Source organism: Paenibacillus lautus, from assembly GCF_050482385.1.
Taxonomy (GTDB): Bacteria; Bacillota; Bacilli; order Paenibacillales; family Paenibacillaceae; genus Paenibacillus_AQ; species Paenibacillus_AQ lautus_B.
The window spans coordinates 122,972-143,646 of sequence record NZ_JBCNHV010000017.1 but is presented as its reverse complement, the minus strand read 5'-3'; the positions used below and the strand labels follow the sequence as shown (position 1 = coordinate 143,646).

17 protein-coding genes are annotated in these 20,675 nt (G+C 39.4%); 13 read left to right on the top strand and 4 right to left on the bottom strand.

The window, feature by feature from the left end; genetic code table 11:
• Positions 1–94 precede the first annotated feature (94 nt).
• The 10 genes from ABEW73_RS22265 (at position 95) to ABEW73_RS22220 (ending at position 13,950) form a co-directional block, all read left to right on the top strand.
• Positions 95–241, top strand: coding sequence for a hypothetical protein (locus ABEW73_RS22265; protein ID WP_430169203.1), 147 nt, complete (start codon positions 95–97; stop codon positions 239–241).
• Positions 238–405 carry a WYL domain-containing protein gene (locus ABEW73_RS22260; RefSeq protein ID WP_430169200.1) on the top strand — a complete coding sequence of 56 codons (168 nt, stop codon included), beginning with the start codon at positions 238–240 and terminating at the stop codon, positions 403–405. Before ABEW73_RS22265 ends, ABEW73_RS22260 begins: the two co-directional genes overlap by 4 nt.
• A gap of 95 nt (positions 406–500) precedes the next feature.
• Entirely contained in the window at positions 501–587 is an 87-nt protein-coding gene (locus tag ABEW73_RS22255; RefSeq protein WP_430169445.1) for a hypothetical protein, read from the top strand.
• 332 nt (positions 588–919) lie between these two features.
• Positions 920–3,970 carry a type I restriction endonuclease gene (locus tag ABEW73_RS22250; RefSeq protein WP_430169197.1) on the top strand — a complete coding sequence of 1,017 codons (3,051 nt, stop codon included), beginning with the start codon at positions 920–922 and terminating at the stop codon, positions 3,968–3,970.
• The gene (locus ABEW73_RS22245) at positions 3,970–5,613 is read left to right on the top strand and encodes an HsdM family class I SAM-dependent methyltransferase (RefSeq protein WP_430169194.1); all 1,644 of its coding nucleotides are present in this window, start codon (positions 3,970–3,972) and stop codon (positions 5,611–5,613) included. Before ABEW73_RS22250 ends, ABEW73_RS22245 begins: the two co-directional genes overlap by 1 nt.
• Positions 5,603–6,811 carry a restriction endonuclease subunit S gene (locus ABEW73_RS22240; protein ID WP_430169191.1) on the top strand — a complete coding sequence of 403 codons (1,209 nt, stop codon included), beginning with the start codon at positions 5,603–5,605 and terminating at the stop codon, positions 6,809–6,811. The genes ABEW73_RS22245 and ABEW73_RS22240 overlap by 11 nt, the downstream gene beginning before the upstream one ends.
• 573 nt (positions 6,812–7,384) lie before the next feature.
• The gene (locus tag ABEW73_RS22235; protein ID WP_430169188.1) at positions 7,385–9,604 is read left to right on the top strand and encodes an MrcB family domain-containing protein; all 2,220 of its coding nucleotides are present in this window, start codon (positions 7,385–7,387) and stop codon (positions 9,602–9,604) included.
• Complete coding sequence (locus ABEW73_RS22230) at positions 9,576–11,996, top strand: DUF2357 domain-containing protein (RefSeq protein ID WP_430169185.1); 2,421 nt, start codon at positions 9,576–9,578, stop codon at positions 11,994–11,996. Before ABEW73_RS22235 ends, ABEW73_RS22230 begins: the two co-directional genes overlap by 29 nt.
• A 105-nt stretch (positions 11,997–12,101) precedes the next feature.
• A complete protein-coding gene (locus ABEW73_RS22225; protein WP_430169183.1) occupies positions 12,102–13,181 on the top strand; it encodes an endonuclease NucS domain-containing protein in 1,080 nt (359 codons plus the stop codon).
• Positions 13,182–13,245: 64 nt separating this feature from the next.
• On the top strand, positions 13,246–13,950 hold the full coding sequence (locus ABEW73_RS22220; protein WP_430169180.1) for a hypothetical protein: 705 nt from the start codon (positions 13,246–13,248) through the stop codon (positions 13,948–13,950).
• A gap of 83 nt (positions 13,951–14,033) precedes the next feature.
• On the opposite strand, the gene ABEW73_RS22215 is transcribed toward ABEW73_RS22220, so the two are convergent.
• On the bottom strand, positions 14,034–14,291 hold the full coding sequence (locus ABEW73_RS22215) for a helix-turn-helix domain-containing protein (RefSeq protein ID WP_430169176.1): 258 nt from the start codon (positions 14,289–14,291) through the stop codon (positions 14,034–14,036).
• A gap of 163 nt (positions 14,292–14,454) precedes the next feature.
• On the opposite strand from ABEW73_RS22215, the gene ABEW73_RS22210 reads away from it, so the two are divergent.
• On the top strand, positions 14,455–14,934 hold the full coding sequence (locus ABEW73_RS22210; protein WP_430169173.1) for a hypothetical protein: 480 nt from the start codon (positions 14,455–14,457) through the stop codon (positions 14,932–14,934).
• 172 nt (positions 14,935–15,106) lie between these two features.
• Here ABEW73_RS22210 and ABEW73_RS22205 read toward each other — a convergent pair whose 3' ends face one another.
• Positions 15,107–16,435: a helix-turn-helix domain-containing protein gene (locus tag ABEW73_RS22205; RefSeq protein WP_430169170.1), complete on the bottom strand. Its 1,329-nt coding sequence runs from the start codon at positions 16,433–16,435 to the stop codon at positions 15,107–15,109.
• 280 nt (positions 16,436–16,715) lie between these two features.
• Between ABEW73_RS22205 and ABEW73_RS22200 the strand changes: the two genes are divergently transcribed.
• Together ABEW73_RS22200 and ABEW73_RS22195 are read left to right on the top strand one after the other, a co-directional pair.
• On the top strand, positions 16,716–17,414 hold the full coding sequence (locus tag ABEW73_RS22200; protein WP_430169168.1) for a nuclease-related domain-containing protein: 699 nt from the start codon (positions 16,716–16,718) through the stop codon (positions 17,412–17,414).
• 42 nt (positions 17,415–17,456) lie between these two features.
• Positions 17,457–17,669 (top strand): hypothetical protein, encoded by a 213-nt coding sequence (locus ABEW73_RS22195; RefSeq protein ID WP_430169165.1) that lies wholly within the window; start codon positions 17,457–17,459, stop codon positions 17,667–17,669.
• A gap of 547 nt (positions 17,670–18,216) precedes the next feature.
• On the opposite strand, the gene ABEW73_RS22190 is transcribed toward ABEW73_RS22195, so the two are convergent.
• Together ABEW73_RS22190 and ABEW73_RS22185 are read right to left on the bottom strand one after the other, a co-directional pair.
• Positions 18,217–18,699, bottom strand: coding sequence for a hypothetical protein (locus tag ABEW73_RS22190; RefSeq protein ID WP_430169162.1), 483 nt, complete (start codon positions 18,697–18,699; stop codon positions 18,217–18,219).
• A gap of 454 nt (positions 18,700–19,153) precedes the next feature.
• Positions 19,154–19,894, bottom strand: coding sequence for a hypothetical protein (locus ABEW73_RS22185; RefSeq protein ID WP_430169160.1), 741 nt, complete (start codon positions 19,892–19,894; stop codon positions 19,154–19,156).
• Positions 19,895–20,675: the final 781 nt, after the last annotated feature.

Sequence of the window (20,675 nt, the reverse complement as noted above, 5' to 3'; positions counted from 1 at the left end):
GGCGGCTCGTTTTCGGCAGAAGAAGCGGGATCGGGAAATTTTAAAACATTTCTCGGTTATTATCTAGATGGGTTCTCCTGAATATCGGGAGGATGTGCCCAATTATCTATATCAAGTCATTCAGACGATTGTAGAAGAAAAGACGATCACTGTCGTTTACCATACGCAGAGCCAGAACCAGCAAACGGAACGGGGAATCGATCCGTATTATCTCGTCCCGAGGATCAACGATTTTATTTGATCGGCTACTGCCATCAGGCGAAGGATTTACGGACGTTCCGTCTGAGTCGTTTCCTCTGCATCGAGATGACCAATTATACTTTTCAACGTGGAAATTTTAACATTAAGAATTATAGAAAAATACGTGGTCTATTGAATGCGGCGAGGAACAAATCCCATTTTTAAAGTAAAATTCTCTCTCGCCGTTACCCGTTACATATGAAGGACTTGCCTGATGGCGGATTGCTATTCGATGTTGCTTGAATCATAACAGGGAGTTTATGAATTGGGTAAGTCAGTACGGACCGGATGCTGAGATTTTGGCTCCGGTCACTTACCGGGAATGGATGAAGAAACGGCTTGAGTAATGGCAAGCTGTATGAGCAAGAATAAGGAACGGCACTATTGTGCCATTCCAATATTTCCGCCAGTTTGCTGAATGGGTGGTTCTTCTGAGAGCCTGTGGAATACACCGTTTCCGAGATGTATAGCTGATCTTCTGCGGCGTGATTAGAAATTTACCTTAGTGCTTTACTGATTCAAAAAGGTAACTATTCTGACTACTGAAGGCAAGTTATGGATTCCACCTGAGGAGATAATTCATGTGACAAGAATAATCCCGTTTGTGTACTATTCTACGAAGTAGAAGAGGTTTGTTTCCCCGACACAAGCCAAGATACGTAGCGAAAGGAGCTAGGGGATGATGGGAACTCTACATAATGAGGATTCACGTGTGAAGATACCTGCTTTAGTTCATTTTACTCGGCTGGGGTATGAATATATATCCCTCAAGAACTATAGTGGCCAAATTGATGAAGATACCAACATTTTTGTTGATGCGTTTCGTGATGCCTTAAATCGGATTAACGGAACCACTCTTTCCGCTTTGGAGGTAAACAAGATTATTGAGGAATTAAAAATTTCGCTTTCTGCCGACGACCTCGGCAGGGATTTTTACTCCAAGATTCTTTTCGGTTGTAATGGAATAAAACTGGTGGATTTTGAAAGAGCCAGTGGTAAAGGTAATACCTATCAAATAGTAACAGAGCTTACGTACAAAAATGGAAGCGATGAATTTCGTCCTGATATAACAGTCTTAATAAATGGAATGCCTCTTGCATTTCTGGAAGTTAAAAAGCCAAATAACAAAAATGGCATCCAAGCTGAATACACTCGTATTAATAAGCGGTTCAAAAATAAAAAGTTCAAACGCTTTGTTAATATTACTCAACTTATGGTGTTTTCCAATAACAGAGAATATGACGATAATGAGGCTGTGCCTTTAGAAGGTGCGTTTTATGCTGCAAGCAGTTATAAAAAGCTATTTTTCAGTCATTTTAGAGAAGAAGATGAATCTATTTTTAACAAAATAGAACCCATAGACTTGAAGAAAGAAAGCCTTATATTAAAGGATACGAACCTTCTATCAATTAAGTATACGTCCGAGTATGCAACTAACCTCAACTTTGATTCACAGACAAATAGAATAGTAACATGTTTGTTTTCACATGACCGTATTATGATGATACTGAAATATGCCATAGCCTATGTGGAAAAAACGGACGATGCAGGCATAACTACACTTGAAAAGCACTTGATGAGGTATCCTCAGATTTTCGCAACTAAGGCAATTGAAAAAAAGCTGGATTCCGGAATAAAGAATGGCATCATTTGGCATACCCAGGGGAGTGGAAAAACTGCACTGGCGTATTATAATATCCGCTATCTAAAAGATTACTATCAGCGTAAAGGTGTTATAGCAAAGTTTTATTTTGTCGTTGACAGACTTGATTTGCTTGCACAGGCAGCAGATGAATTCCGTGCCCGTGGGCTGTATGTGGAAGAAGTAAACTCCAAAAAGGATTTTATTGAAAATATCAGTACAACAGGTTCAAATAACAATACAGGTCTTGATACCGTAACCGTGTTGAATATACAGAAGTTTTCAAAGGAATCTATAGCGAGAGTGTCAGATTATAATGTGAATGTACAAAGAATTTACTTCCTTGATGAGGCACACCGAAGCTATAAACCAACAGGGTCGTTCCTATCTAATCTAATCGCTTCAGATCGTGATGCAGTTATGATTGCTCTTACAGGCACTCCGTTAATAGGAACAATCTATGATGATAAAACAGGTATGCCTATTAAAGGCAAAGGTTATGACTCAAAGGACGTATTTGGTGCTTACATCCATAAATACTATTACAATCGCTCAATCGCAGACGGATATACTTTAAGACTCATTCGTGAGGGCATAGCTACAACATACAGGAAGAAATTACAGTCAGCATTGGATGAAATTGAAACCATGAAAGGAGCGATTTCAAAGAAGGAACTATACGCCCATCCAAAATATGTATCTGCACTAGTAGAATATATCACTACAGATTTCACCAAGAGTAAGATTTTATATAACGATGACACAATTGGTGGTATGATTGTTTGTGACTCATCTGAACAAGCAAGGGCGGTGTTTGAAGAAATGAATAAATCTTCATTCTCATCTGCGCTTATTCTCCATGATGAGGATGATAAAGATACACGTAAACAATATAGGAACGCCTTCAAAAAAGGAAAGATTGATTTTCTTATTGTTTACAATATGCTGCTAACAGGTTTTGATGCACCGCGGTTAAAGAAGTTGTATCTTGGACGTGTTATCAAAGACCATTCTTTGTTGCAGGCACTGACTCGTGTTAATCGCCCATATCAGAATTTCCGTTATGGATATGTAGTGGATTTTGCGGATATCCGTGCTGAATTCGATAAGACTAACAAGGCATATTTTGATGAATTACAGGCCGAACTCGGTGATGAGTTTCAACAGTATGGCAATATTTTTAAAACGCCAGAAGAGATTCAGACAGATCTGCAGTTGATTGCTGAAAATCTGTTTCTTTTTGATACATCCAATGCAGAAGTGTTTTCACAACAGATATCTGCACTTGATGACAAGGCAGCTTTAGTTGAACTCCGTCATGCACTGGAGCTATACAAGGAACTGTATAATATAGCAAAACTTTATGATTACAAAGAACTTTCAGATAAATTCGAATTAAATAATATCAGTGCTCTGTATAATGAGGTAAATAACCGTATTAATTTGATTAATCTAAAGCAGAATCTTCAAAATGCGGAGGATATGAGCGCTGTATTGAATATGGCATTGGATGAGATTGATTTCCAGTTCAAGAAGATTTCAGAAAACGAACTTGTAATTGCAGACAAATTCAAAGAGAGCCTTGAACGGACTCGCAGGGAAATGCAACGTAACCTTGACCCTAAGGACCCGGAATATATCACATTAATGGAGGAACTCCAGAGATTACTACGTAAAAAGCATATAGAAGAACTTAATGCTGAAGAAATGACGGGAAATATTGCTGAACTTGACCGTATCCGTAAAGCAGCGGAACAGAAGAATCAAGTTGACCAGATGCTTACAGCAAAATATGAAAATGACATTAAATTTATGAGGACACATAAGCGGCTTAAAGAAACGCCCCCGCCTCTTGCGTCTGATATTGTTTTGCATAAGGTGCTGTTGTCACTTAAACATCAAATAGATGAACGTATTCTTGCCAACGAGAGGCTATTAACAAATGAGCCTTATTTCTTGCAAGATTTGTTCCCATTAATAAAACGAGAATTAAATTCAAATGGTGTACCTTTAAATACTTCACAGATTAAATATGTAGGTAGCTGTATTTCTAATGAATATTTCAACGAGAGGAATTGGGTAAGCTAATGCAAGTTTCAGACATAATAACACAAACTAAAAAAATGATTGATGACCTCAAGGCTATTTGTACAAACTTTGGTCTTGGTAATGCCAGCAGTGAATATAAAATTATTACTGAGGTTTTTCTGTATAAGTTTCTCAATGACAAGTTTATGTATGAAGCAAGACTGGTTCTTCCTCGATTTTCAAAGATGACCACCGCGGAAGTGGAAGCTGCAATGAATGAGATGTCTGAGGATGACTATGAGTTAATGCTGATGGATTTTGGTGGAGATACGGCAAATCTAAAAAGGAAGCATTATATATCGTATTTGTTCAACAGAAAGAATCAAGATGGTTTTCACACATTGTTTGATGATACACTCATTGATATTGCTAATTTTAATATTGGTATATTTTCAGTACAGACTGGCGGTCAATCCAAAATTCGTCTGTTTGATGCTCTTTCTCCTTTTGTTATTGAGCAGGAGAAGAGAGACAATTTCTGTCGTGCTTTAATTGAAAAACTAGTAGGCTACAGCTTTGATAGTGTCTTTGACCAGAAATATGACTTCTTTTCCACTATTTTTGAATATCTTATCAAGGACTACAATAAGGATTTTGGCAAGTACGCGGAGTATTACACGCCTCATTCCATTGCAGGTATTATAGCCAAAATTCTGGTACCAGAAGGCGCACAAAACGTAACAATATACGACCCCGCGGCGGGCTCTGGAACACTGGTATTGGCACTTGCTCATGAAATAGGAGAAACTAAATGCTCCATTTATACACAGGATATATCCCAGAAATCCAATGAATTTCTAAGACTAAACTTAATTCTAAATAATCTTGTTCATTCCTTACCTAATGTAATGCATGAGGATACGCTGCTTAATCCAAAACATTTGAACGAAAGAAAAGACGGGTTGATGACATTTGACTATATTGTCTCTAATCCTCCGTTCAATATGGATTTTTCCGACAGTCGCAACACGCTGGCTGGTGAAAAGTATCAGAAACGTTTCTTTGCGGGAGTACCGAATATTCCTAATAAGGACAAAAGCGGCATGGCAATTTATCTGATGTTTTTACAGCACATAATCTATTCGCTAGATGAAAAGAAGGGGAAGGCAGCGGTTGTTGTTCCAACAGGATTCTTGACTGCTGGCTCGGGTATACAAAAGAAAATTCGTGAAAAACTCGTGAAGGAAAGAATGCTACGAGGCGTAATTTCTATGCCTTCTAATATCTTCGCTACCACAGGCACAAATGTATCTATTCTATTTATTGACTGTGAGAACACAGAGGGCAAGGTTGTATTGATGGACGCATCAAAAATGGGAAGAAAGGTAAAAGAAGATGGGAAAAATCAAAAGACTGTTCTAAGTCCAGTGGAAATCAGTACCATCATTAATACATTTAACTTAGCTAAAGCTACAGAGGATTTCTGCGTAGTGGTGGAATATAGGGATATTGAAAAAAAGAAGCTGTCTTTTTCAGCAGGACAGTATTTTGATGTAAAAATAGAGCATGTGGAAATAACGCAAGAAGAATTTAAGGATAAGATGACAGGGTACAAATCAAGGCTTGAAAGCATGTTTGCTAATGGGCTTGAGTTGGAAAAGGAGATAACGAAGCAACTGGGACGGGTCAAGTATGAAAAGTAAGCTAAAGCGATATGCGATGGGAGAATTTTCAGCTGTCAAGCATGGTTTTCCATTTTTGGGGGAATTTTTTGCATCAAGTGGAAGGTATATTGTTTTAACACCAGGTAATTTTTTCGAGAAAGGTGGCTTTAAGAGGACTCCAGGCAAGGAAAAATATTACACATCTGATTTCCCAAGTGAATATTTGTGCACACCTGGTGACCTTATGATAGCGATGACTGAGCAAGCGGAAGGTTTGCTTGGTAGTACAGCCATCATTCCTGAAGGTGGTATTTATCTTCATAATCAGCGAATAGGACTTATTACTTGGGATGATACTATTGTAGATAAGCTGTATTTATACTACTTATTTATGACACGTTCTGTGAGAAAACAAATACGAGACACGGCTTCCGGAACAAAAGTTAAACATACTTCACCAGAACGTATTTATGATGTCATAGTTTTTATTCCAGATAGAGATGTGCAAAAAAGAGCCGCAAGTCTATTATGGTCTATAGACAGTAAAATCGAACTCAATAACCGTATCATTGCCGAACTGGAGGAAATGGCAAAAACCATTTATGACTACTGGTTCGTACAGTTCGATTTCCCTGATAAAAACGGCAAGCCGTATCGTTCATCCGGTGGAGAAATGGTATGGAATGAAAAGTTAAAAAGAAAAATACCTAAGGGATGGGAATCTTGTCCAATTGGAGAATTACTCGCAAAAGTATCCGTTACTACAAAAATTCAATCAGTAGGCTATCAGATGTGTGGAAGTATTCCTGTGATTGACCAAAGTGCTAATTTTATTGCAGGATACACAGATATTCCTGAATCTGTATTACATTTTACAAAAGGAGCAGTAATATTTGGTGACCACACAAGAATTGTAAAGTATGTCGGGTTTGACTTTGCAAGAGGTGCAGATGGAACACAGGTTTTGATTTCCAATAATGCTTGTATGCCCGAACTTTTGCTTTATTATTCAATTCTAAAAATAGACCTGTCTAATTACGGATATGCAAGGCATTTCAAATTTTTGAAGGAAACGGAAATTGTTGTTCCTAATGAAGGCACAGCTGTTAGTTTTGAGAAAGTAGTTACCTCTCTGCATGAAATGATTACGAAAAAAATATTTGAGAACATTGAACTTGTCGGAATTCGTGACTGGCTGTTACCGATGCTTATGAACGGTCAAGTTACAGTGGAATAACGTTAATGTCAGTATGAGGAGCAAGCTCAAACTCAAAAATAGCTACTGTTCGCCCCTTAACGCGAAATTTTTATGCAGGGGGATATGCCACAGTTGAGTCAGAAAATAGTCACACAGCCATTAAAGCATTGGAGACAGTGCTTTTACGGTCTGTGTGGCTTTTTATATTGCCAAAGAGTCGGAATTTACGTTAAGAAATTCACAATTTCTCTACCGATTATCAATACATAATAAATACATTACTTATATATTTTTACACTATAAATGTTATTTAATAATTTTTAATCATGATTGTGGTGTAGATGAGTTTACGATCTTAGTTGGTACTTGAAAAATATTTGGAAGTCCCATCCAGGTCAATCCTAATCACAATGTAGGCAGCTTTATAAACATTGGCCCCGTCCTACCTTATTTTTAAGTGAATCGCATCCATGTATAGATTCTGTAATAGTCATAAAATGATCTGGAAGTAATCAACATTTCCACCTCCATCTAGGCAGTAAAAGATGATATTATATAATCATCTAAAGTAGGTATTTTAACCTACAACGCTATATAGCCCTGGAGGTCCTAATGCTACCAGACAAACTCTCATCCATATTTCGCACCAAACAAAAATCCTACAAAATGGTCCTAGTTCTTTCACTTATCGAACTTTACCAACAGACCCATTCGCTCTATTTCCCGCTCGGCATGATTGCTGAGCGATTTTTGGCATACTTTCAAGAGAATAGTAAGCTAGGTGAGAGAGTAGATTCACCTCCCCTTGGCAAGGCGAGTCACTGGGATGACTTTACCTTATCCCAAACCATAAGCTTGCTTAAAACACCGTTGGAGGCGCTCTCGACAATCTTAGAAGTAGATCATGGCAAGGAAACAGTAACATTCCGTCCTGATATAGCCGACAAACTAGATGACCACGTCATTCAAGAGTTAAAAGAGTACGCTTTAACCGAGCTCCATAACTATAACGATAAGTTAGGGGAGTCAGTATTCTCCATTCGAAATGCACTGTCCGAAATTATGAACAGTTACATAGTAGCTAGAAACAAAGCATTTGCAGGTCATTCGTTAGGAACTCTATTCAGACAGACGATCCCCGAGCAGTTAAGATCACTTTCTTTTATCGATCCCAACTATAAGATCCAGGGTTCGGTTGGTCAGGGGAACTGGGCCAACATTCCTTGGATCGCGGTGATGGATAAGCGGTTAACGGATACAACGCAGCACGGTGAATATATCGTTTATTTGTTTTCAGAGGATATGGAGTCTGTCTATCTTACATTAGCTCAAGGGGTTACTGTACCCAAAGATGAGCTTGGTAAGAAAGAAGGGTACCACTACCTTGAGCAGAAGGCCAGTGAGCTCCGTCAACTCCTTCCACTGGAAGGTCTGCAGAAGGATGATGGCATTAACCTTACCTCGAGAAGTGGTCTCGGCCGCGACTACCAAGTCTCTACGGTGGCGTATATCCGCTATGATCGAAATGCGATTCCAGATGACGATCAGTTACTGGCGGATCTAGAGAATGTGGTCTCTAACTATAAAATGTATGTGGACCATGTTATTAAGAACAAAGGTGTAAACGAAGAGGTACCATCGAAAGAAGAGAAGGAGAGCCCATCCTTGAGTTCATTAACTGTGCCAGAACAAATCGAGCAAATCCAATCATACATCTCCCACCGAGGTTTCCATTATCCTCACGGCCTTATCGAGAACCTGTATCTCTCTCTAAAAACCAAGCCTTTCGTTATTCTGGCTGGGGTATCCGGTACCGGCAAAACCAAGCTCGTTAAGCTTTTTGCTGAGGCACTAGGTGCTACCGGAGACAATGGACAATTTACGCTGATTCCGGTTCGACCTGACTGGAGCGATCCTTCTGATTTGCTAGGATATAAAGACTTGTCGGGAGTATTTCGGCCTGGACGCTTAGCGGAGGTGCTTGTTGAAGCTTCTCAGCCTGAGAATCAGCACAAGCCTTATTTTGTCTGCCTGGATGAAATGAACTTAGCGCGAGTGGAGTATTATTTTAGCGATGTGCTCAGCGTGATCGAGACGCAGGAGTGGAAACAAGATCGGATCGTTACTTCTAAGCTAATTAACCGGGAGTCCTTGCTACCGGAGGATCAATCGGTATATGGGGACTTGTCCATTCCAGATAATGTGTATCTGATTGGAACCGTGAACATGGATGAGACGACGCATCCTTTTAGCAAGAAGGTACTGGATCGCGCGAATACGATCGAGTTTAATTATATTGATTTGCAGCAATATCCGAGCTTAGAACCGCAAGATGAGGGAGCACCTATGCCCGTACACAACTCGTTCTTACGAAGTGAGTATTTGCAACTAGTCGACGTGTATTCCGAGTATACGGAGTTAGTTCATGCCACGACGGAGAAGCTGGTGAAGATCAACCTCATCCTTGAAGAGATCCATTCTCATGTCGGATTTCGGATCCGGGATTCGATCTGTTTTTATATGGTATACAATCAGCGTCATGAGTTGCTCTCGAATGATGAAGCCTTTGATCTTCAGCTCCTACAGAAAATCCTTCCTCGCGTTCAAGGCAGTAGCCTATCTGTGAAGCGGGTACTCCTCAAGCTTCTGCAAGGGGCACTAGGGAGAACGTTGCCAGTGTCAGAGCTTATGGATGATGCGTCGGAGATCTATCTAAAATGGAATGACAACGAAGAGGAGAACAAGGCTAAACATCCTCTAAGCGCTCGGAAAATCGCCTTTATGCTACGGAGGTTAGAAGAAGATGGATTCACCTCTTACTGGCTCTCTTAATCAAAGCGTGGAACTGCTGCGAGTCGAGACTAACCTCTTCAATCTCTACATTCAGGGCAAACCGTATCATCCTACGGTGGAGTCTATGCAACTTCATCGCAGCAAAGATGGGGAATGGATTGATACAAGCTTGCAGGTTCATTCCCTTTCGAGAGAATTAAGGATCGAGCAGATTTCGGTGTTCTCACCGGAAACAGGAGCGCTCACCCCATGGGAGGTGGGAGAGAAGAGTTGGTCGCTATTTTTCGAAACGCAGTCGTATGAGCTCGTTGTGGAGAAGAAGCAGACGCTGGCTCTAACCTTCCATCATGAGAATGCTAGCGTAAGACAAGCGATTAAGCCACTTGGCCAATCTATCCTGTCGGGGATCCTGAACTTTCAGAACGAGGTTGGTCTATCCGATCTGGAGCTCAGGCTAAACGGCCAGGCTGTTTTTCAGCTACAACTGGAGATTTTCCCTTCCAAAATGGATTACAAAGAAGATTATCAGATGATTCTAGACGATGTGAATCGGCAGATTTATAATTTGTCTTTTGATTTTCTTCGCAAAACGTACCATTTAACCGGATTAAAAGAAACGAAACATCAAAGTCTTACGGAATTTTTTGCAATTCTCCAACATGTGTTTGAACAGCTTGTTCAAGCGGTGAAGCGAATACAGACTTCTCCTAACTACAAGCTAGAGAAAGAGATGAGGAGGGTCGAGGCAGCAAGAGTTAAGAAGACAGGTAAAGAAAACATAGCGTACCTGACCAAACACCTTCATTTACTTAGACAAGACGATAAGATTGGTTTTATTCCAGTTAACGGTCAAACCTTATACCCTACCCAAGCTTTGGAGATGAAACGTCGAATCCAATATGACACGATGGAGAATCGGTTTGTACGGTGGGTGCTGGAGCGCATATCAAAAAAATTAAAGGAATTGAAATCAAGACTATCCGGAAGTGCTCGGATGCAGGATCCCCTCCTAATGAAGCGGATGAGCTCTATGCAGAATCATCTGCAGCGATTGTTAAGGCTGGATTTTCTAAACGTTGGTGGAATGAAGCAATTATCCGTATCTTTAGTGTTGCAGATGGCACCCGGATATCGGGAAGTATATCGCAATTATTTGATGCTCATGAAAGGTTTATCGATCCAAAGCGACTTGTTCCATCTCTCGATGAAAGACTTGGCGCAGCTGTACGAATACTGGTGCTTCTTGAAAATCCATGATCTCCTCAGTCAGAAGTATGAACTTCTCAAGCAAGATATCATCAAGGTTCAGCGCTCCGGAATTTTCGTGACGTTGGACAAGTCGGCCAGTGCTAGGATGGTGTACAGGAATCCGAGTAACGGGGAAGTATTTACGCTCTATTACAACGCGCTTCCCAAAGGCGATCGGAGCGCTACACTCGGCCAGAAGCCGGATAATGTGCTGACGCTGAAGAAGAACGATGCTACGGTGGAGTATAAGTATATTTTTGACGCGAAATATCGGATAAATCCTGCATACGAGGGAACCCCTTATTATGATAAATACAAGGAGCCAGGTCCTGAGGAAGACGACATCAACACGATGCATCGGTATCGGGACGCAATCGTTTATTCAGACAAGCAAGAGCAAGAGTATGAGCGGAGCATGTTTGGGGCGTATGTTCTCTTTCCATATCATGATGAGGCGAAATTTCGGGAGCATCGTTTTTATAAGAGTATTGAGCTCGTCAACGTAGGAGCCTTCCCGTTTCTACCCAACTCAACGGAGCTGATGGAAGAATTCCTGGATGAGCTTATTAAGGACAGTCCGGAAAAAGCATACGAACGCTCGACGAGACCTCGAGGGACGAAAAGTTACTATCAAGACAAATTGGCTGGCAAAAATGTATTGGTAGGTTCACTAAAAGAACCTTCCCAATTGGAACAGGCACTGGAATTAAACTTTTACCATATCCCCCTTGATAATGTGTCGGACCACAAGATTTTAACGCAGATCGAATATATTGCCCTCTATCAATCGAAGGGAAAGTTCGCTTCTACCGGAGAAACAGGCATTCACTGGTACGGACGAGTGGCTGACTGGAAGGTACTGCGCCGTAGAGAAATTACTGAGCGTCCCGTGAGACGGGGATCTGAGGAAAAGCTGTATGTGAAATTTACGATCGATAGTTGGATGAAGCGGGATAAACCGATTGTTTCAGGAGGACGAGGAATCTACACGGCTCTATATACATCGAAGTATATTTTAGACCGGGCTGCAGAGATTGCGGAACTGAAATTAGAGACGGAAGAAGATCTGATAAAGTGGCGTGAGGAGAGACGCGCTGGTACGGTAAGGGTGGAACTGGATCATGAGCAGGTGGATTTAGCTAAGCGGGTGCTAGGAATTCATAAGAATCAAGCAATAGACTAGAAGTAGATACTATTGAAATTTATTGATAATGATTAATAAGAAGTTGCAGGAATCTCCGAAGATTAAAGATATAATCGGAATTTAATGGTGAAGGAGCAAATTCGAATGCCAATTGAACTAGGGATATGGAAAATCAACGGAGCAGTGGAGAGAGTTCATTTTTCAAGTATCGAGACCGAGCGTAAGCTCGAGGATGTAATCACCAATGATATTAGCATTATAGACCCCTCTTTGATGCTCATCGGAAGGCAGATCAGCACGGCTTTTGGTAAATTTATTGATATCTTGGCTATGAATGCTGAGGGAAACCTGGTTGTGATCGAGCTAAAGCGTAACAAGACTCCACGGGAAGTCGTTGCGCAGACACTCGATTATGCTTCTTGGGTTCAACAGCTGACTTACACGGATATCATAGGAATCTACAGTGAGAAGAATCCAGGAAAGCAGCTGGAACAAGAGTTTGTAGACCATTTCAAAACTGATTTTCCTGAAAGCTTGAATGAGCTACATCAATTAATTATCGTCTCGTCTGAGCTGGATCCAGCTACCGAGCGGATCATCAACTATTTGACGAGCTTCGGGGTTCCGGTGAATGCGCTTTTCTTCCATTATTTCAAGGATGGAGATAGTGAGTATTTAGCCAGGAACTGGCTCATTGATCCGAACCAAGTGGAGGAAAAGACTTCACGCGCGACGTCCAAAAAGACAGGGAAAGCTCCGTGGAACGGAAAAGACTATTATGTCTCGTTGGGAGACGGTATTCATCGGAACTGGGAGGACTGCAGACGATATGGCTTCATTTCGGCGGGGCAAGGAAAGTGGTACAGTAATACGCTGAATCTTCTCAAGCCAGGTGCTCGAATCTTTGCATGCATTCCAAAAGTAGGGTATGTCGGCGTGGGCATCGTTGAAGACGAAGTCGTGCCTATCAAGGATTTTCAAGTGATGGTCGATGAGGAGAATATACCGCTTCTCGAGACCGACTTACAAGTCAATATGGATACGGATGTCGATGATCCCGATCTGTGCGAGTACGTGGTACGCGTGAATTGGCTTAAGACGGTTCCGAAGCATGAAGCCATTTGGGAAAAAGGGATGTTCGCGAACCAGAACTCAGCATGTAAATTGAGAAACCAGTTCACGATCGAAACTCTGACGGAGCATTTTCAGCTAATAGAAGATTGATACTAAAAAAAGAATTATAAAAAAATCGACAATGTCATATATTGGATAAAGAAGGGGTTATTAGATGGTTGATGAATTAATTCTATATTTCTCCAAGAGTCTAAACTCTAAAGCATTAGTATTTAAATACATGAAGTGGGTGGAACGTTTTTTTTGGATTTCTTTGCTTATTGTTATAGCTGGAGGAGTTTATACAATATTATTTAACAAGGGATCATTTCTTGCGATTGGAATTGTAATTTTTATATTTGCTGCTTACATATTAAATCGAAAGGCTAAGCAAATAATTAAGGAGAAATATGGAATTGCGGTGCAAACAAAGTTATGGAGCGCTGACAATCGATATCATAGATATATTCAAAATCAAATAGAGGATTATTTATCCGATAGACATTTAGATACTGAAAAGAAATTGGGTAAACTTACAGAACAACTTAACAAAAGAGCGGAAAGGGCTAAGCCAACTATATTTTTCTTACCTGGTTTTTTTATAGTACTTTTCATTCCTGTTTGGTCCCAGTTTCAGATAGTTCTCTTCAAGGGAATCAGTTTAAATGATGCGATGTACCTTTTAGTAATTCATTTTATTATCCTTGCTCTATTAACCTATCTTCTTGCAGCATTTAAATATATAACTTATGATTTAGTAACATTAAGGAGACAAAGTATTCTACATTTAATTGACTATATAGAAGATATTATTCTCAATAAGATGGATGAGAAAAAAGAAGAAATTAACTTAAGATTCGTTAGAAGACGCAAAAAGTAGTAATTTCAGGAACAAAGATTGTACTTTATTTCTACCAATGTACATAAAGACTCGAGTTTACCTGAAATTTTCCTTTAAGTTTATTAATTATTTCTCTCCTCCAACTCCCTCTCATACCCCTCAATCAAAACGGAAGCCTTAACATGAAGCGCCCTTGCTAATGCAATAATCGTTAGCAGAGTAGGCGCTTTTTCTCCGTTCTCAAGTTCACTAATATAAGACCGATCGACACGGGAATACAGGCTCAGCTCATCTTGGGTGAGCTTCTTTTCTTTGCGAATATTTCGGAGAGCTCTGCCGAAGGCAAGTAACTCTATGGATTTATCATTATGATTAGCCACGTTATAACCCCTTAATAGATAGTTAAATTCATCTTATGTGTTTCTATAAGGGAATTTCCGTAGGGTATTGCCCACAAAATGTTTGAGGTGGTATAATACAGATACTGGAAAATACTAAATTGGATAACTATGTTCTTAGTGAACAATGGGAGTGAAGCTAATTATGAAATCGACGGTAACAAGAGATACTGACCTGAATGTGAATACATCCTCCCAACATGAGAAAACAGGCGGCTTTTACCAGGATATGATTGTTCTTCATGCCAGCTGCTCTCAAGAATATATGAATTTATCTTTGCATTTCTTTGACAAAAAGATGCATCACGTCAGTTTATTACTATGCAACAGGGCATTAGAATCCATGCTAACCGCTTTATATATAAAGAAGGAGAGAAGGCAGCCTATTTCAAATATGTTGCTAGAAGAAATACTGCGGATGTTCCCCAAAGACTCGGAGATGAATGTGGAACCGTTGATATTTATACAATCCTTATCCTTTTTATCACAGGAGAATTCCCTCATTAGTAAAATGCAGCCCACACATCTAATGAACTTGATTAAGAAAGCGGATGAGTTCCTTCTTCAGATATCTAGCCAACTAGAGTTACCCTATGAAACATACCACTCTGTTTTTGAGAAATAAAGCTAGCCGAGTACAATGAAGAGCCAAGGCTAATGCAGCGATCAGCCTTGGCTTTTTTCTCCGTTCTCTAATTCACTGATATCCGATCACTCCACTCTCGAATAAATGTTAAGTTCATCATGGGAGCCTGCTGCTGCAGTTTAGCTACCATAACACAAGAACTCCTGCGAAGCTAAGGATGAATAAGAGTACCGCTAACTTTTAACTTATCTTGTATTTCAGCATACCGTTCAAGATCTTCATGATTTAGCATAGATTGAATATGCTCCATGGTTGTGCAGCATCTTACGATGTTAATTTCAAAATTGATGGTGTATGAGAATTCTAAACTATCCAGTATATATTTTGATCCTTTTTGAATGTTACCCTTCCGTATATAATACATGCCAACATCGGTAAGGAATTTAGCAAATCGGTCATCAATTAGTTGTTCGTTATAACTGCCAACTGGTTCTCGTTGCTTGAGATGATCCTTGATCAGATTCTCAAATCTTTCGAGATATTCATCAAATTCAAAATGATACATGTTAGTTGCTTGGATGATTTTAAATAAAGCTCTTAGTATTTCGTTCTCCCTGGAAGAGATATACTCGATGTATGGTTCAAGTACTTCTATGTTGCCTTTCATTAGTTCATATAGATAACGGTTGCCTCTAGCCCATTCCTGGAACTGCTCTTTGGTTCGTTCGGCAGTTTCATTTGTTTCTATAATCCAGCTTTGATTCTCATAACAGGATAAATAATAAAGTGCTTGATCATAATCATCGTTATCTGCAGCTATGGAGCCTAACAGCAGATCGGAGTATAAAATATATCCAAACAACGGTTTGGCTGGCTCTATAGGCTTCCTATGTGGTTTGTTTTTATTATGTTTCTGCGCATACAGCATTCTGGAGATGCGTCCCATTTCCTGAGCATAGTATTTTGCTCTATTCCTTTTATTTAAGGATAACAACGTGTTAGTTAAATCTTTTAAAGCATCTAGTTGTACCCCTTCAGGAAGTCGCTTGATATAAGCTTCAAATTGTATGGTACAGTTCAGATTATGTTCCTGATCCGAGTTTAGGGAGCAAGTAAATATCCTGTATTGACACAAACCTAATCTTTCAGCATGCTGGTGTTTTTCACTTTCGGCAACTTTTTTGTATATGATCAGAGCAGCTTCCCGATTTCCCTTGTGAAATAGTGCTTCAGCGCTATCAAAGAGTAGGGATGAATATGCTGGGTTATCGATTATCAAATCAACAGCCTGATCGATGCAGTAGAGTTTCCCTAGCTCGGCACATCGCATGATAAAGGGGCCAAGTCGTCTCCAGTTCGGTGTTGATTCATTTACATATAGAGGATAAAAATAGCCTTCTTCCAGATTCATGGCTTTCGTAATTAAATCAAGACTTAGAACGGAAAGTGGCTGGTTCCCATTGATAAAGCGGCTGAGAGTTCCTGAATTGATTCCCGATTTAATTGCAAAAGAGGAAATGCTGAGTTTTTCCTTCTCCAAGTAACGTAATAGCTCCGTACTGATTGTTCTGTCTGTAGGTACCAAAGATATTCGCCTCCAGATCTGTATTCCATATTTAGGGAAATGACTTATATAAGTAAGTTAATGTTAAATATACGATGGGTCAATAGCTTTGTAGTATGATTAGGGAGGCATTCTAAAATAAGGGGGAGAACGCAGCTAGTAATTAATTCTACTGAATGGAGTATACAGAGGAGTACGTCGCCTCTTAAGAGATGGATCGGATGAATCATCATTACATATAGAACGGAGTTCTCTTATGTTTGAAAAGTTAATGTCCTTGTTTAAATCCTCTGATAAGCCCAAGAAAAAGCCGGCTCAACATACGAATAAAGTCAAAACTTCTGGAAACAACGCCAAGCCCAAGGTCCAGCCTACTCGTATTGGTGAACTGGGTGAGCATAAGATTAATATTCAACTAGATCAACTCCCCAAAGGATGTAAGTATGTAAGTGATTTAATGGTTACGAATTCGAAGTCCCGTACGGGCTATTCGCAGATTGACCATGTGGTAATCACACCGCAAGGATTGTTTGTCATCGAGACGAAGAATTATACCGGAGAGATTAAGGGAACAAGAGAGAATAAGTCATGGACGGTCAGTAACCGGTTTAAAATGTATAATCCCTTTATGCAAAATTACGGACATATTCAAGCGATTAAAAGTTTGCTCCCTAACTACCAAAAAAGCCGGTTCATCTCACTGGTTTCTTTTACAATGCGCTGTAGATTCAGCGTAGATCCGGAGCTGAGAAAAATCCAATCGGATGAACTGATTGTGTACGATGTCGAGCTGTCCGAATATATTCAGCACAAAATGAATCGGATTCAAGCGGAGAAGGTGGATACCGTTCTATCAGAATCTGATATTCAGAAGATCTATCAATCATTGATTGAGGCGAACATCACTGATCCGAAGATGCGTGCCGAGCATGTGGATAAGGCAAAATTACGTTAATATCAAAGAAGATATGATAACACTAGAAATGAGGGCTTATATATGAAAGGCAAATTCTCAACAATGGCATTATTGCTTAGCTTTGCAGTTTTCTTTTTGTTTACGGATGATGTCTCTGCTGCAGCAAAGAAACCGAAGGATATCCTTGCTGAAAAGTATCCAAATGAAGTGGTTAAAATCGTCAAAACAGATGACATTAACAATGACAAGAAAAAAGAATCGTTTATTCTCACTGAGTCAGGTAATTTTATCTGATTAACGCAAAGGGACATGTTGTTTTAATTAATACAGGGATTGTAAGTGATGAAGATTTTAAACAATCGACGATCCAAGTGTTTACAGTATCCAAGAACGAGAAACATGTGGCTATTACGTTCTCTTATTTCCCCTCAAATACCCAGTTATATGTATATCGACTTCAATATGGGACATTGAGTAAGGTTCTTCAATTGATGGGGGATCAGGGAGTTATGATTGATTCAACGGGTAAAGTGCATCAGTAACTGGAAGAACTTCAGAGACGAAGGCGGCTGGGATCTGGCAGAGGGAATATTCACCTGGAGTACAAAGACCAATAAGTACAAAGGTTCAGGAAAATATGTGCAACGGGTCAATTCCTAATGTAGATACTTTTCAAAAAAAACCGATTTTCTGAACTTGATATGTCGGTCGCCGTAAGAATTATACAGGAGCATCCTCCATCCATGTATATCAAAAAGATTAAGTCCTTATATGTTTTTCATATTTTTATTGTAGATAGCCACATGCTAGCATATACAAATGCAGATAGATTAGTTGAGCTTTATTCTCCACCTATCACAAATTCGCCAATAATGTTCTTTCCAGTTTTATCATAAAGCGGTACGGTCCAAGATCCTGGGGTGTTTTTGCGATACTCAGCAGCCTCACGAGGGTTACTTACATGAGATTCAAGCTCAGATGCGTATATATACCCTTCAGTGCCATCTGTACCAGTTGCAGCGATTAAGTCCGGTTCTACGCCATATAACTCATATATATCAGCTCCGTAAGTAAGTCCATATTCATTTACTGGATAAACATCTTTTGCTGATACAGATGATTGATTAGGCATAACTGCCTTTACTACTGAAGAGTTATTAGGGTTAACAGACTGTTGTGTTACGCTTGAAGAGTTAATAGGGTTACCATTTTGTTGCGTTGTCGGCAAGATGGTTTTATCAGAAGACAAACCTTTAGCAATTATGATAATTGCAATACTGCTTAATGCAATGACGGCAACTAATATTATTCTGATTTTCTTCATTCTATTTGAGCCTCCTAAGTGTGTTTGTAAAATCTTCAAATTAAGCTCAAGCATAAGAACTCATTTAGACCATGTATTATTTTGCAAATAATTCAGGAAATCTACAATTTAGTTTCTGCATTTTTTGTTTTCTGATTATAAACTCTCTTCATGCTCGATTTGTTTTTACTTGAGTGTACCTAATATATACAACGTAAAAAGCCACACTAAGGTTATGGTTTTCTGATCATTTTATCACAAAGGCTCTTTATAATTGGCTTGTGCAGATTTGATATGCTTAGGGAAGTTGTCAACAACCGCGCCAATTGCTAGTTGGGCTATAAAGAAAAAAATACCGAGAAACCCTAAAAGGGGCTTTCGGTATTTTGTGGAAGTATTATGTTTTGAGGAACTAACTCAACCGTTCGTATATTACATTGGAACCGTATCTAATTAAGGTCTCAAAAGTATGGTGTCATCCTTCGATTTTTTTCACATGAGTACTGATCTCAAATTGTCCGATGATGTTTTTGTTTTTATCATAAAGAGGAATAAATTGGGCAGATTGAGTTGTTGAGTTATACTGCAATGCTTCCTCAAGAGAAGTTACATTTGACGCCAAATCGGCTGCGCGCACAAAACCCTCAGTACCGTCAACACCTTCTGCAATTAAATAATCAAGTTCCTCACCATTTAGAGCATATAAGCCAGATCCAAAAGTTTCACCTTCCTCATTCACTTCAACCTTTAGAGGTAGATCTGGGACGAGACTAAATGTTTCATATGGCGATCTTAATCCTTCAACCGTTCGATAGTATCCAGTATTACCATTGTAGAATTCTGCTATTCCATGACTATAGTAAGTGCCTTTTTCTGGGTAACCGCGAGTTTCAACCATATAAGCAGAAATATTTTCATCGTTGTGAACCATTGCAGATGATGCTTTTAATATACCTGAGCTTGAATAGAGTCTGGCTTGCGCACCGTAATAACTTGCATAAGGGTAACCAAGAGTAATCTTAATAATTGTACCAGCTTGCATGTATGTAGTGCCAGATATTGTTCGCGTGTATACCTGAGATTGAAACTCATACTTCCTGTTGTACTCCTCTACCTGAGTCCATTGGGACTGAGCTGCAGAAGCTACGTTAGAAGATACAGTAAGAACTGAAATGGCGAAAAATAAATTAAGAACAATTTTGCTCAAACGCTTCATACTTGAAAACATCCTTTCGTCCGATAATATTTTCTTCAATTTAGACTTTGACAATTTTTCTGATGAAATTCTAGCCTTCTTAATCTACAGCGTTAAACCTGGCTCATGGATGTTTTGGTATTTCAAAAAGCATAATGAAGAGTAATAAAATCTGAATGAAACTTTTAGTGAAAAATGAACAGATCAGTTCCTTTAGCACGGTTACAACCATGAAACTCTCTTACTATTACCAACCGTTAACTCATACACATCACCTCCTTAAATGATAGAAGGTCAAGTCTCATGTGCTGACTGACTTGAAAACGTAATTAACTGCTCGTGGATTGAAATTGTTATTCTTATGATGATTAGAAACTTAATTGCTTCTATTATATATAACGCAGAATTATGGATGTTGGTTATGGAAAAAATAGTAAATATTTGAATTTTTGTGAGATTAATAGGTGTGTGAACTTCTAGAACCTTAGTGCCAAGAATGTATCCTTTTGGTTGGCTTATCCAATGACATAACAACGTGAGTTCGTGTCACAGCGATAAAAAATAGGAGCAACTACCCAAGACACTCTCACTTAAGGTTGAAGTTAACGAGGTTTGTGCAACATTTGGATCGGGAATACTCTCGTTTTCTGTAGATCTCAGTTACTATGCTCATTATATGAACTCTAAAATGTGAATTTCTTAATTATGAATGAAGTTGTTTTTTGAGCTCTTATCTTCTCTTTATCAGATACAAAGAGAGAGCAAAACCGGTTGCTAGACCCTTGAAAAATTTGAAGTAGGA